This window comes from Kordiimonas pumila, from assembly GCF_015240255.1.
In the GTDB taxonomy this organism is placed as follows: Bacteria; Pseudomonadota; Alphaproteobacteria; order Sphingomonadales; family Kordiimonadaceae; genus Kordiimonas; species Kordiimonas pumila.
The window spans coordinates 2,108,786-2,121,765 of record NZ_CP061205.1; the positions used below are offsets into that span (position 1 = coordinate 2,108,786).

A 12,980-nucleotide genomic window follows, 5' to 3' on the forward strand; every position below is an offset into this window, starting at 1 on the left:
ATGTTGGGGCATGAAGTTGTGTTTACACTTAATAATCGTGAATTAGCTTTAGTCATTTGGCTGGGTATTTTTTTACTTTGTTGCCTCGCTAAAACTGAAATTCGTCACAGTATTTGGGCTGCTCTTAAAAGTGCTATGACACCGACCTTAGTTAAGTTGGTGTTGCTCATATGCCTTTATGTTGCTCTGCTAGTATATGGCCTCAGCCTTATAGGTTTGTGGGAATCCTCCGGTTTAAAAGTGACGGTCCTATGGGTTATGACATCGGGTATAGTGGTATGTAGCAAGACTGACGCAATACGCACCGATGAACAGTTTTTTAAAAAACAAGTGTGGGCAAATGTTAGTGCCGTTACTTTGTTTGAGTATATAGTTGCATTTCAGCCATTTAGTTTGAGTATAGAACTAATTGTATTTCCTTTAGTTGTAGTCATATCGGTATGGTATGCTGTTGCAGCACAGGATCACAAAAATAAGTCCGTAGAAAACTTGATGATTACACTGCTTTTAATATGGGCATGTGTTTCATTTTATCATTCAGTTGATTACATAATTCACCAAGAACAGGCAGGTTTAGTGCTTGAAACCGCATATGATTTAGTTTTTCCATTAATGATGACAGTGTTGTTCTTACCGTTTCTTTATATTTTGAGGTTTTATGTTGTTTATGAAATTGTTCTGATACGTATAGGGAATACTATGCCAGACAAGCTCAGAAGATGGGCATGTATAGAGGCAATAAAGGCGTTCAAATTTGATACTTTCCTCCTTGACCGTTGGAGCAATTCAGTTGTTTTGCGTAGGCTGACTACCAAAAAAGAAGTTATGATGTTAATTAATGAACAGTTCGTCTTACATAAACACGAACAGCAGCCGCACTTTATCCATCATAGTGATGGTTGGTCACCATATTTTGCACAAAAATTCCTCTCAATAGTAGGTTTGGAAACAAATAGTTACACATATTATTATGAAGAAGAGTGGGGTGCTTCATCTCCGCCTTTAAAGTTTGGCGATCGCTTAAAGTCTAATAGTATATCATATTTTATAACCGGTGATCTTAAGGCGGCTAAAAATCTAAAAGTTATGACAAGTATCCATGATATACATAGGGAAGATGAGGCAAAAAAAAGATTACTAGAGGCATCAGAGTTACTAACTACAAAAGCTATAAAGCGTGACATGCCTCTTAACATAAGAGCAGCCATTTTAGCTGGGAAAGGTCAAGAAGAGAAAGTTGATGACAAGAAGCTCATGGTAAGCCGTATTGATTGGTCAAATATAAACTCTGCAGGTTACACAATGAATTTTAGTGTTGAGCATATTGATCGAAGTTAGATATTTTTAAATGATCTAGTAACTATATTTAACACCAAGATGAATAGTTAAGGATGCAATCTCTTACATACTCACACCCCTTCTGCATCTTCATTGGATTAATTGTGAATAATATTGAATATATGGTTTACACATAGTATTCTATATCCATTAGAAGGAGTTGACTATGTCAGACAGTGTGAATGTACGGGTTACGGGTGAGCTTAAAAATCATTTGCAGCAACAGGTTGGCGAAAGTGGCCTTTATGAAAACGCCAGTGAATATATTCGCTCCCTTATTCGGGCAGACCTGATGAGTTCCAAGGAAAGCTGGCAGTGGTTGAAAGGCCAACTTGAGCCTTCCCTGCGGCTTGCGGAAGAGGATTTTGTCAGCGTGAGCGCTGATGACGTGATTAGCCGCAATAAGGTTTAGGCCCCGTGGTAAGCTCTGGGGCACGTTTTGTTTTTTCACCAATTGCCGATAAGGCGCTTGATAAAATCTGGCAGTATACAGAAGCTGAATGGGGCAGGGCACAGGCTGAAACCTATGTTCGAGAGATGATGACGCACTTGGGTGCTGTTGCAGAAAAGCGCCATGTTTGGCGCGTGTTGCCGCGCAAACTAGTCGTGCCGCTTGATCTGGATATGGATGTATATATGAGCCGTTACGGCAAGCATGTTATATTCTTTAGGGAGCTGCCTTCGAGGAAAGTGGGGGTTCTTGCCATTCTCCATGAAAAAATGGATATGCCTGCACGGCTTGCTGGCGATTTGCGCAAGCTGGATGCCGGTACGGGCTAAGTGCTTAGGGCTGAGAGCAGTGGTTTGGTTTTAAATTATACATACTGACGCGCATAAAATGGATCTTTACATGGCTTCGCAAGACTTTACCCCCAAATTATGGACGCTTCTGCGCGGTGGGTACAGCATGCAAAACTTGCGGGCGGATTTTACAGCCGGCCTGACCGTTGCAGTGGTCGCCTTGCCGCTTGCCATGGCCATTGGGATTGCAAGCGGTGCCTCGCCCGATAAGGGGCTAGTGACAGCGATTGTGGCCGGGTTCCTTATTTCCCTGCTCGGGGGCTCGCGTGTGCAGATTGGTGGCCCAACGGGGGCCTTCATTGTGGTTGTGTTTAATGTGATTGCCGAGCATGGCTATGACGGTCTTTTGTTGGCAACAATACTAGCCGGTTTTATTTTGATATTGGCTGGTTATGCCCGTTTTGGACAGGTTATACGGTATATTCCGTACCCTGTTGTAACTGGTTTTACGGCGGGTATTGCTGTCATTATTGCCTCGTCGCAGGTTCAGGACTTTTTTGGCCTTTCACTTGATGCTGTGCCCGCTGAGTTTTTGAGCCGCTGGGCTGCTTATGTGCATGGTTTTCCCAGCATGAGCATGGTTGCTGTTGTTGTTGGCCTTTCAGCCCTTTTCATTATTTTGGGGTTCAGGAAATGGGCACCGTCTGTTCCCGGTAATTTGGTGGCTGTGGCGGTTGTGTCCCTTGGGGTTTATGCTTTTCATATGCCGGTGGAAACAATCGCGGACCGTTTCCCGAATATAGCGGTGGGGTTGCCCACGCCGCAGTTGCCCGCGTGGGATTATGCAAAGTTTTTGGAAATTATCCCCTCTGCTTTTACGATTGCCTTCCTTGCTGGGATTGAGGCGCTTTTGTCGGCTATGGTGGCGGACGGGATGACAGGGTACCGGCACAGGCCGGGACAGGAACTGGTGGGGCAGGGCGTTGCTAACATTGTCTCAGCTCTGTTTGCAGGATTACCCGCAACAGGGGCAATTGCGCGGACAGCTGTGAACATTAAATCGGGCGCAAAAACCCCTATTGCAGGCATGTTTCATGCGGCCTTCATACTTGCTTTTGTGGTGCTGGCTAGTGATGTGATGGGTTTTATTCCACTTGCGGTATTGTCTGCTATTTTATTCGTGGTCGCCTGGAATATGAGCGAAGTGCATCATTTTGTGCATATTCTGAAAATGCCGAGTAATGACCGTTTCATTTTACTGCTGACCTTCTTTTTAACTGTGCTGGTTGATTTGACGGTTGCAATTGGGGTGGGGGTTACACTGGCATCTTTGCAGTTCCTGTATGAGATGAGTAAATCTGAAAGCTTGCATGTACAGGGGCGAAAAATTCGTGATGATGAGGCTTTGATACCAGAGGATGTTCACCAGCGGGACGCGTTACCTGAAGGTGTTGAAGTGTTCCGTTTTATGGGGCCTATATTTTTTGGCATGGCTGACAGGTTAGCAGATAAGTTTCAGTCTATGGTGACAGCGCCAAAGGTGCTGATTGTGCGGATGAAGCTGGTGCCTTATATGGATGTGGCAGGGGTGCGGGTGATTGGTAACCTCGTGGCGCATTATAAAACTAAGGGCACAGTGATTATTTTTACGGGGCTTCAAGCACAGCCAAAAGAGATTCTGGAAAAGGCCGATATCCGCCCCACTGCACTGGATGTTCTATTTATTGACAGATACGAGGATGCTGTTAGGCGGGCATGTGATCTCGTTTAAATCTTTTTCTCATACACCCGGTAGGTTTTATAAATAACGCAGCCGATTTCTTCTAGAATAGAGCGCATGCCGTCATTGTCTTCCAGAATCCAGCCAAGTTCGCCGAAGTAAGCGCCGCGTTTTTCAACATGCTTGCGGCTTTCATCTATCATCCACATGGCCATAGCTGCGCCCAGAGGGCCGCGCTGGAACTTTTTGCGCACACCCATCAGTGGCACGCGACAGCGGTCCTCACGGCCATTCAGCATGCGCCACAGAAGCTTGAAAATGCCGAAGGGCAATAGCTTACCGCCCAAATCGCGGATTTTATGGTTCACATCAGGGATTGTAACCATAAAGGCAACGGGTACATCGTCATACTCGCAGATATAAGTGCGGTAAGGTTTTACAATCTGTTTTAGGCTTTTAGCTGTATGGTCTACTTCTTCCTGAGTAAACTGCACATAGCCCCAATTGTCCTGCCATGCTTCGTTGAAAATATCCATGATCACCTTTAGCTCGGCGTCATATTTTTTCATATCGATAGGCCGCAAGGTTACTCGCTGGTTTTTCTGGGCCATTTTAACAATGCGTTTGGCACGGTCAGGCAGAGGGATGTTCAGGTCAAGCGAATAGGCAAACATGTCTTTTGCTTTTTCAAGGCCGTTTTCCTTGATCCAACTGTCATAAGCGGGCAAGCCGTGCGGCATGAGTATGCAAGGTGGGGTATCAAAACCTTTAACAAGCGTACCGGTTTCCATGTTGGCAGAAAAAGACCAAGGCCCTTGCATGCGAACACAGCCGCGTTCTTTTAGCCATTTTTCTGCTGTTTCCAGAAGGAGGCCGGCTGTTTCCTGGTCTGCTGCTTCAAAAAAGCCAAAATGCCCCAGATTAGGGCCCCACTTTTCCTGCGCTAGTGAATCGATTTGTGCGCTAATTCGGCCAGTGGCTTTGCCGTCACGTTCTGCTAGAAAAAGGGCGACATCAGCATGCTTGAAATAGGGGTTGTTTTCGGGAAGTAGAACGTCCATGCGTTCTATCATCAAGGGCTGAATCCAGTTTGGATCATCTTTATAAACCGTTTCTGTCACCAGAACGAATTGTTTTAGATCATCTTTATCGGTTATTTGCCTGATAGTCAGTTCGCCCACGGGCGTATCCTTCCCAGTTTATTCTTTGGTACTCTTGGATAACGAAGCCAAGAAATTTTGCAAGTTATAAAACGCCTTGTGGTCATGATGTTTTTTTAGTTTTTTTACGTTTGCCAATTTTGCCCAAGGCGGCTGCGTCCTCAGGCGCTAGCCCAAATCTTATTATGCCAACAAGGCCCACAAGGAGCAGGAAAAGGGCTGTAACGATGCCGTAAGGTGGTTGCCACTGGAAGCTGTAGGGCACAAGCGCTAGCAAGATGCCCGAAAGCAATATGGCTGCTGCCATGGGGCGCAGCATTTGGCGATTATAAGGGGTAAGGCCAAAGAGAAATTTGGCTTGTATAAGGCTAAGGCCTGCTGTGGTGTTTAGGCCGCAGGCTGCCGCGATTGCTGCGCCAGTAACGCCGTAAAGTGGAATGAGGTGAAAGCCAAGGGCTAGCATCACAATAAGGCCAGCCATACCATTTGCGGGTGGTAACAGGCGGTGACCCAGCATCTCAATGATGGAAGACGAGGGGCCTGTGGCTGCTTCAAACACACGGCCTGCACATAAAATGGCAATAGCGGCTGTCGCGGCTTCGAATTCTGGGCGCATGGCAGCTAGAATATCATGCCGGGCCAAAATAAGGGCAGCGCCAAAGGGCAGCGCTATTGTAACAGAAAGCCGGGTGGCATAGCCATACATGCTATCAAGTGCCTTGCGGTCACCGTGGCCTTCCTTTTCTGCCGCTAACGGTGCCATAACATATTCAAATGTCATTCTAACAGCTTGCAGGGCGCTGGCTATTTTCCGAGCGACAGAATAATAACCTCCAGCCGCAGCACCTTGTGCCCCCGGCAGCATGAAGTTCAGGAACATAACAGGGAATTCACTAAACAGACGCTTGATAAGGTTTGCCGGCATAATCGCATAGCAGTATTTTAATATTTCCTTTGGCGTTTCGCCTTGCAGTGGGGCTTTTATAATGGCTCTAAAGTTATAATGTTTTGCGACAAGTTTGAGCGCAAGTATGGCGGCGGCAATAACACTGAGAAGGTGTGCCAGAAAAAGACCGTATGTGAAAAGCCCAAGGGCTGCAAACGCCATCGCTGCAACAAGCCGTATGCCCTGTTCATAAAAAATACGCACCTTGATTTCAGGGCCAAAGTTTCGTGTTGCTCTCACAGCAGCGGTTGCTACCTCAACCACAGTCCAGAACGGCAAAACCCATGCATAGAGGCGCATGACAGTGACCAGCTTTTCAGCGTCTGCATCAGCGGCACTAATGAAACCGGCAAGGTAGGGGGCAAAAAGAGTTATAGGCAGCGCAATAATGCAGCCAAAGAAAAAGCTTATTTTTAGGGCAAAGCCTGTAATGTTGTCTGCATCTGCTCCTGCTTTTGGGATGTAACGCTGCAAGGCTGTTGGCATTGCAGCCTCGGCTATACCCGTCGCGACCTTTATATAGCTCCAGAGTACGGCATAGAGACCAAAGGTGGCTGCGCCGTATGCCCATGTAAAAGCAATAACGGAAGCAACTTCAATAAGCGCCCCCATGCGGCCGACAAAAGCGAGGCCCGCGCCGCCTGCAATTCGTTCTTCGTGGCTTTTAAGGGGGGCGCTGTTTAGGGGGTCAGTCATGGGAGGCGTGATGCTTTCCTCTTGGACGGGTGCCTTCTTCGGTATGAAAGATGACCGAGTATCCAACCAGCAGGAATAAGAAGAACGGCGCCCATGATGCTAGAAATGGTGGTGCAACGCCAAATTCTCCCATCGCCAGCATGAAATTGTCAGCGACAAAAAAGCTAAAGCCTAAGGCCATGCCAAACACCAGCCGGACAGCAAGATTGCCAGCGCGCTGAATGCCAAAGGCTGCAACAGCGGCAAGCAAAGGCATCAGTAGGGTTGAGGCCGGGCCTGCAAATTTTTGCAAAAAGCTCGACATCAGCCTGTCTGTTGGCAGGCCTTCTTGCTTCAGCCGGTTCATGGATCGCCACAACCCAACAAAAGAAACATGGTCAGCTTTTACTGTAAGGGCCAGAAAACGGTCTGGCTGGCTTTTGATATCCCATGTCATGGTGGGGTGTATTGTTAGTTCGTGGGAGTCTGCATTAAACCTGCGCACTTCGTGCAAGGTCCACACACGGTCCTGATACCATGCAAAATCAGCGCTAACCATGGCAGTGAGTTTGCGGTTTTGGTCGCGCTCGAAGATAAATACTTTATCGAGTACAAGGCGTTCGCCGTGGCGGCTTACAGCCTGTGCCATAATAATATTATTATCTTCCTTAACCCAGACGCGACCAGAAAGCGCGGTGCTGGGGGGAAGGTCAACGGCGTAGTTATTATCTTGCCAGTAATCGAGCGCAGCATTGCCTTTGACGACAATTGTTTCATTAAAGGCAAAATGGCACAGGGCAACAATAAGGGAGGCAAGGCCCAGAGGTAGCAAAATACGGTGTGCAGATAGCCCGCTCGCTTTCATAATAATAACTTCGCTGTGCTGGTTGAGTGTCGCCAAGGTGAGAAGTGTTGCCAGCAATGCAGTGAACGGTGAAAACTGTGAGATTAACTGCGGGGCTCTGAGGCTTACGTATGAGACAAGCGAGGTCCATGTGGCACCGTCTGCCTTCATGATATCATCGGAGGTGGCGAGCAGGTCGAGGAATTGCAAAACTGCAGTGAGGCCAATGAGCATGCCCAGAAAGCGGCCAAGGTACATTTTCACCATATAGCGAGCGATGGTACGGGACGGGAAAAATAGACGTCTTATTTGACGGATAAGGGTCATAAATCATCCATCCCCATGATTTTTTTACTAAGCTTTTTAATGGGCCCACTGATAGCTCCCCATATGCTGTCAATAAGGGCGAGCGGTTCCCCGCCTGCTCTGAATGCAGCAATATGGAAAAAGAAGAAACTAAGGCCTGCAAACCCAGCAAACAGAAGCCATATAGACGAGTAAGGCGAGGCACCATGATGGACGGCGGTTTCCATTGCTTCCATAAATTCGTTGTAAACAATCAAGAGTGACAGGCCTATCACTATGCCCGTTCCCCGGCCTGTTCTCTTATTGGTAATACCCATAGGTACTGCCAGAAAAGGAATAACAAAAAAGGATAAGCTATGCATTAGGCGCCAATGGAAATTACCATTAAAGGCAGCGCGCATTTCTGCTGACTGGAGAGGGTTATTTCGCTCCACATATAATTCGGGCAAGGTTAGCTCAAGCTCTTCCCCGCCGCGTTCGCGAAAACTATCGCGTGCGGGAAGGTGAATTTTAAGATCTTGTCGATCAAAGCTTAAGACACGTGGTTTGTTTTGTCGTTCGTTTAAATCTACAAGTCTACCGTTATAAAGGCGTAACAGAATGGTTTGATCGTCCCCTGTCGCATAAAAACCACCTCGTTCGGCGGTTATTGCCATGCTGCCACGTTCATTGCGCCGTTCCATGAAAATACCGTGCAGTTCAGCACCTTTTTTATGGGATTCTTCAACAAGCAAGGTGATGTCGTCACCAAGGTCGATAAACTCCCCAACACGGATGCTGGCACCAAGGGCACCGCTTCTTAGGTCGAAGACCAAACCTCTATATGTATAGCGGCTATAGGGCTGAACCCAGCCGACAAGAATAGTGTTAATAACGGCAAGGAACATGGCCAACAATAAAAGAGGGCGCATCAACCGCATCAGGCCAATACCCGACGATGTTATGGCATCAAATTCACTTGATAGTGATATTTTTCGGAATGCGAGTAAAATGCCCAGTAATAACCCAACAGGCAGAGCAAGGCCTAAATAGTGCGGCGTTAGGTTTGCCAGCATTTGAAAGACAATGTTCGCGGGTCCGCCTTGATTAACGACAAAATCAAACAACTTGAGCATTTTCTCAAGAATCAACAATAGAGCCGCTACGCCTAAGGTAGACAACAAAGGCATCATTACCTGACGCAAGAGATATCGGTCTATTTTTGTAAACATATGTTGGCGCTACACCGGTTACAGGATTGATTCAAGTGTCTTTTTAGCTCATTGTGGCGCCAAACACGGCAAATGCATGTTGTGTTATACATGATTTAAGGTCATATGGGACATAATTTCGCCACCATCAGGTTGCATTTGCTGTATAAATCTTGCAGGCGTTTTATAGCCGGGAGTACTGAATGTATTGTAAATTTTACTACAGGGTGTTGCTATTAATCGCAACCTTTGTATTCAGTTCCCAGTCAGGATGGTCTTTTGATATTAAAAGTCAGGAAATTCTAGATGAACAGGAAATTAAGTCTGACCCTGTTCATGTTGCTGAAGGGGATTGTTCCAAGAACGCTGCTGGGCCGGCTGTTTTGGTGCGAGTAGAAAATATTAAAGATGTTGAGGGGAATCTGCGCGCTCAGGTTTATGGGCCGAACCCTGATGATTTTTTGGAGAAAGGTAAAAAACTGGTCCGAGTGGATGTCCCGGTAACGTCTGAAGGGGAACAGGAAGTATGTGTGCCTTTTCCTAGTGTTGGCCAGTTTGCTTTAGTCGTGATGCATGACAGAAACGCGAATGGTAAGGCTGACTTTTTCAGCGAAGGCTTTGGTTTTTCAAATAATCCCAAGCTAAAATTGGCAGCCCCTGACGGTGAAGATGTGATGTTTACTGTTGTTGAAGGCATTAGCAAAATGACAGTTGAGTTGAAATATATTTTTGGATCAGATGAAAAACAGGAAAAGCGCCGTAAACTAAAACGCCGTTAGTGTTGAAAAAAGATCAAAACCCGGTTATGTAGTGCCGCGTCATTAATTTGTCATGTAGGGATTTGCCCTGATATCTGTGTAACCGGAGCTGAATTGCATGCAGCTGGATAAAACAAACCTGAAATCGGGTGCTGTTGTACCGCTGGTGGCAATTGTCTCTAATCCATTGAGTACGACAAACGCTGGTGGCATGCACGCCATTCGCAAGCTTCTTAATGAAAGTGCAAATGTTGTTCACTTTGAGCTGAACGGCATAGAAACTGTTGACGAAGCCCTAAGCTTGTTTGGTAAAGCCAACCCTGCAATGCTAATTATTAATGGCGGTGATGGTACTATCGGGGCGGTCCTTGCCTCTATTGTGCATAAAAACCCTTTCAAAGTCATTCCGCCGATTGCCTTTATGCCTGGCGGTAAAACTAATATGACGGCTTCTGATTTAGGCTTTAAAGGCCGGCCTATTCGGGTCTTGAAAAAGCTTTTGCTGCTGGCAAAAGAAGGACGGATACCTGAGCACTTGACGACAAGAAGCGTTATTGAAATGGATTTAGGTGACGGGGAATTGCCTCGCGTTGGAACTTTTTTTGGAACAGCGGGTGTTGTTAAGGGTATTTTTTGGTGCCGTGAGAATGCCTATTCCATGGGGTTGCCAAATACGCTTGCGCACTTTGTGTCTTTCACAAAGCTTCTGGTGTCGGCAATTGGTTTTGGCCGTGAAAAAAATCTTCTGGTCTCTGACCCAATGACGATTAGCATCCCTGGTAGTGGTAGAATGGCTGGTCAGTATGCTTCTGTTGTGGCGACTACACTTGATAAGCTTTTATTAGGGTTGCGGCCTTATGGAAAAGAGGGCGTCGGTGGCTTGGGCTTCTCTGCTATTGAATCAGGAAGTGGTAACCTTTTTAGGGCCTTTAAAGGCTTGGTGACAGGTAGTTTTGGCACCAAAACTATTCATGGTAGCCATGTAAGGCGTAGCAACGAGATTAGAATAGAGGGCACAGACCCTGTTACGCTTGACGGCGAAATTTATCATCCGATTGCAGGTATACCAATAACGCTGCGGGGAAGCACGGCTCTTACCTTTATTTCACTAAAATAGGACAATCATGCCCACTTCAACACATGCGGCTGTGGTGAACTTTATTCATCATGAATGGCAGCGCTCAGTGCCTGAACCAGTTATGTTGGCAGCTGCTGATATTGCTTCAAATTATGGTGATGCTGTGGTTGGAGTTTTGTTTTATGGATCTTGCCTTAGAACTGGTGAAATTGAAGATAAGGTTCTGGATTTTTATGTCATTGTTGATAGCTACAAGGCGGCCTATAAAAAACGTTGGTTAGCAATTGCCAACAAAATGCTTCCTCCAAATGTATTTTATCATGAAATGGACGCTTGCGGTATTAAGGTTCGGTCGAAATACGCTGTTTTATCGCTTCATGATTTGGGTTTTAGAGTTAGCTCAGAATGCCTGAATGTATCGGTTTGGGCGCGTTTCTGCCAACCATGTTATTTGCTGCAAGCAACGGATGCCAATACCCGGTCTGTAATTGAAGGCTATGTTGCTGATGCAGTGATAACAATGCTTTCAAACATACTGAAATTAAAGCCCACATTACGTGTCTCGCGTGATATGTGGGTCGCGGCATTCGAGCAGACATATGCTGCTGAATTGCGCTCGGAACGTAAAGGTAAAGGACTGGAGATATATCTGCTGGATCAAGAGCGTTATGATATGCTTACCCCAGTTGCGTTTGATGCTCTGGGGCTTGGACCGCAAGTAAAGCAGCCAAGTCGGATAGCTGCTTTGAAGGCACAAGTCATATGGGCGCTTCGGCGCTGGAATGGCAAGATTGTTAGTTTTCTGCGTCTTATAAAAGCATCTATGACTTTTGATGGTGGAATTGATTATCTGGCATGGAAAATTAAACGTCATTCTGGCGTTGAGATAGAAGTTACAGACTGGATGCGCAAACACCCGGTACTTGCTGGGGTTACGTTGTTCTGGAGGCTTCGAAAAAAAGGTGCCTTCAAGTAAAAAGCCAGCGAAAATGCTGGCTTCTTTGTGGTTTTAAAAATCTGTGATTAAAAGTCCATATTGATAATTTTTGCCGTTCGTATAAAGCGGGCAATTATTTCGTCTATTTGCTCTGCAGTGTGCTGTGCACAAACGCTGACACGCATTAAAAAGACACCGGAGGGCGTTGCTGGCGGGGCTGCCATGTTGGCATAAACGCCTTCCATAAGCAGTTGTTCCCAAAAGCGTGTACCAATCATAGGGTCAGGTAAATGTACCGCAATAATAGGGCTTTCTGCTTCTGCCGTTGCTAAGTTAAAGCCTGCTTTTTTCAAACCTGCATGCAGGCGGCGGGCATTTTCCCAAAGGTGAGCACGGCGGTTGCCGTTATTCTTGATAGCCTTAATAGATGCTGTAGCCGTAGCCACCACACTTGGTGGCAGGCTTGCTGTAAAAATATAAGGGCGTGATACAAACCGAAGGACGTCAAACTTCGGGTGGTTTGATACGGCAAACCCACCGATGGTGCCAACTGATTTAGAGAAGGTGCCGACGATAAAGTCAGCAAGGTGTTCCACCCCTAGTGCTTCAGCTACCCCGCGGCCATTAGGGCCACAAAAGCCCATAGAATGAGCTTCATCCACTAGGGTCATGCAGCCATATTTTTTAGCTACTTCAAGCATTTCTTTTAAGGGGGCTGTGTCCCCCAGCATTGAGTAGATACCTTCAACAACAACAAGTTTTCCGGCATCAGCAGGTAAGCGTTTCAAACGCCGTTCCATGTGATCAACATCATTGTGTTTGAAGCGCACTATAGTGGCATTGCTCATGGAGCAGCCATCATAGATGGATGCATGGCTATCAGCATCGATAATAATGAAGTCATCTTTGCCGCCAAGGGCAGAGATCATGCCCAAATTAGCTTGGTAGCCTGTTGAAAACACCATGCAGTGTTCCATGCCGTAAAAGTCGGCAAGGGTTTCCTCTAAGAGCTTATGGCCACCATATGTGCCATTAAGAACACGAGATCCTGTGGTGCCTGTACCAAACTTTTCAAGTGCCTCTTTACCAGCAGCGAGGGCATCTTCATGAAATGTCATGCCCATATAGTTATTAGTGCCAGCAAGGATAGTTCTGCGCCCATTAATGACGGCTTCAGTTTCGGAGAGAATTTCATCCATAACTACTTTAAAGGGATCGGCTTTTTCAAATGGCAAGGATGTGCGCAAGGCAACAATTGAATCAAATTTATCCAGTAAGTCCATAGTA

The 12,980-nt window shown here is 46.4% G+C and carries 12 protein-coding genes; 7 read left to right on the forward strand and 5 right to left on the reverse strand.

The genetic code is table 11. The features are described from left to right. Nucleotides 1-18 precede the first annotated feature (18 nt). The 4 genes from ICL80_RS09100 to ICL80_RS09115 all read left to right on the forward strand — a co-directional run bounded on the left by ICL80_RS09100 (nt 19) and on the right by ICL80_RS09115 (nt 3,850). Complete coding sequence (locus ICL80_RS09100; RefSeq protein ID WP_194211581.1) at nt 19-1,338, forward strand: hypothetical protein; 1,320 nt, start codon at nt 19-21, stop codon at nt 1,336-1,338. Nucleotides 1,339-1,504: 166 nt separating this feature from the next. Continuing rightward, nucleotides 1,505-1,750, forward strand: a complete 246-nt coding sequence (locus ICL80_RS09105; protein WP_194211582.1) for a ribbon-helix-helix domain-containing protein — start codon at nt 1,505-1,507, stop codon at nt 1,748-1,750. A 5-nt stretch (nt 1,751-1,755) separates the two neighbouring features. Further along, nucleotides 1,756-2,118 (forward strand): type II toxin-antitoxin system RelE/ParE family toxin, encoded by a 363-nt coding sequence (locus ICL80_RS09110; RefSeq protein WP_194211583.1) that lies wholly within the window; start codon nt 1,756-1,758, stop codon nt 2,116-2,118. A gap of 70 nt (nt 2,119-2,188) precedes the next feature. Then, nucleotides 2,189-3,850 carry a SulP family inorganic anion transporter gene (locus ICL80_RS09115; protein WP_194211584.1) on the forward strand — a complete coding sequence of 554 codons (1,662 nt, stop codon included), beginning with the start codon at nt 2,189-2,191 and terminating at the stop codon, nt 3,848-3,850. On the opposite strand, the gene ICL80_RS09120 is transcribed toward ICL80_RS09115, so the two are convergent. The 4 genes from ICL80_RS09120 to lptF all read right to left on the reverse strand — a co-directional run bounded on the left by ICL80_RS09120 (nt 3,847) and on the right by lptF (nt 8,941). Further along, nucleotides 3,847-4,980: a GNAT family N-acetyltransferase gene (locus ICL80_RS09120; RefSeq protein WP_194211585.1), complete on the reverse strand. Its 1,134-nt coding sequence runs from the start codon at nt 4,978-4,980 to the stop codon at nt 3,847-3,849. The genes ICL80_RS09115 and ICL80_RS09120 overlap by 4 nt on opposite strands. A gap of 82 nt (nt 4,981-5,062) precedes the next feature. Further along, the gene (locus tag ICL80_RS09125; protein ID WP_194211586.1) at nt 5,063-6,601 is read right to left on the reverse strand and encodes a lipopolysaccharide biosynthesis protein; all 1,539 of its coding nucleotides are present in this window, start codon (nt 6,599-6,601) and stop codon (nt 5,063-5,065) included. Further along, nucleotides 6,594-7,751, reverse strand: coding sequence for an LPS export ABC transporter permease LptG (gene lptG, locus ICL80_RS09130; RefSeq protein WP_194211587.1), 1,158 nt, complete (start codon nt 7,749-7,751; stop codon nt 6,594-6,596). The genes ICL80_RS09125 and lptG overlap by 8 nt, the downstream gene beginning before the upstream one ends. Continuing rightward, nucleotides 7,748-8,941 carry an LPS export ABC transporter permease LptF gene (lptF, locus tag ICL80_RS09135; RefSeq protein ID WP_194211588.1) on the reverse strand — a complete coding sequence of 398 codons (1,194 nt, stop codon included), beginning with the start codon at nt 8,939-8,941 and terminating at the stop codon, nt 7,748-7,750. The genes lptG and lptF overlap by 4 nt, the downstream gene beginning before the upstream one ends. Nucleotides 8,942-9,123: 182 nt before the next feature. On the opposite strand from lptF, the gene ICL80_RS09140 reads away from it, so the two are divergent. From ICL80_RS09140 to ICL80_RS09150, 3 genes are all read left to right on the forward strand, one after another. Next, entirely contained in the window at nt 9,124-9,699 is a 576-nt protein-coding gene (locus tag ICL80_RS09140; RefSeq protein ID WP_194211589.1) for a DUF2141 domain-containing protein, read from the forward strand. 97 nt (nt 9,700-9,796) lie between these two features. Continuing rightward, nucleotides 9,797-10,795 (forward strand): diacylglycerol kinase family protein, encoded by a 999-nt coding sequence (locus ICL80_RS09145; RefSeq protein WP_194211590.1) that lies wholly within the window; start codon nt 9,797-9,799, stop codon nt 10,793-10,795. Nucleotides 10,796-10,802: 7 nt separating this feature from the next. Beyond that, complete coding sequence (locus tag ICL80_RS09150) at nt 10,803-11,732, forward strand: hypothetical protein (protein ID WP_194211592.1); 930 nt, start codon at nt 10,803-10,805, stop codon at nt 11,730-11,732. A 47-nt stretch (nt 11,733-11,779) separates the two neighbouring features. Here the strand turns inward: ICL80_RS09150 and spt are convergent, their stop codons facing one another. Continuing rightward, the gene (spt, locus tag ICL80_RS09155) at nt 11,780-12,976 is read right to left on the reverse strand and encodes a serine palmitoyltransferase (RefSeq protein ID WP_194211594.1); all 1,197 of its coding nucleotides are present in this window, start codon (nt 12,974-12,976) and stop codon (nt 11,780-11,782) included. Between the last annotated feature and the right edge of the window lie 4 nt (nt 12,977-12,980).

What these genes read in the sequence shown, in the direction of transcription:
- lptF (WP_194211588.1), bottom strand. Translation starts at nt 8,941, where the DNA reads ATGTTTACAAAAATAGACCGATATCTCTTGCGTCAGGTAATGATGCCT.
- ICL80_RS09145 (WP_194211590.1), top strand. Translation starts at nt 9,797, where the DNA reads ATGCAGCTGGATAAAACAAACCTGAAATCGGGTGCTGTTGTACCGCTG.
- lptG (WP_194211587.1), bottom strand. Translation starts at nt 7,751, where the DNA reads ATGACCCTTATCCGTCAAATAAGACGTCTATTTTTCCCGTCCCGTACC.
- ICL80_RS09140 (WP_194211589.1), top strand. Translation starts at nt 9,124, where the DNA reads ATGTATTGTAAATTTTACTACAGGGTGTTGCTATTAATCGCAACCTTT.
- ICL80_RS09115 (WP_194211584.1), top strand. Translation starts at nt 2,189, where the DNA reads ATGGCTTCGCAAGACTTTACCCCCAAATTATGGACGCTTCTGCGCGGT.
- spt (WP_194211594.1), bottom strand. Translation starts at nt 12,976, where the DNA reads ATGGACTTACTGGATAAATTTGATTCAATTGTTGCCTTGCGCACATCC.
- ICL80_RS09150 (WP_194211592.1), top strand. Translation starts at nt 10,803, where the DNA reads ATGCCCACTTCAACACATGCGGCTGTGGTGAACTTTATTCATCATGAA.
- ICL80_RS09125 (WP_194211586.1), bottom strand. Translation starts at nt 6,601, where the DNA reads ATGACTGACCCCCTAAACAGCGCCCCCCTTAAAAGCCACGAAGAACGA.
- ICL80_RS09105 (WP_194211582.1), top strand. Translation starts at nt 1,505, where the DNA reads ATGTCAGACAGTGTGAATGTACGGGTTACGGGTGAGCTTAAAAATCAT.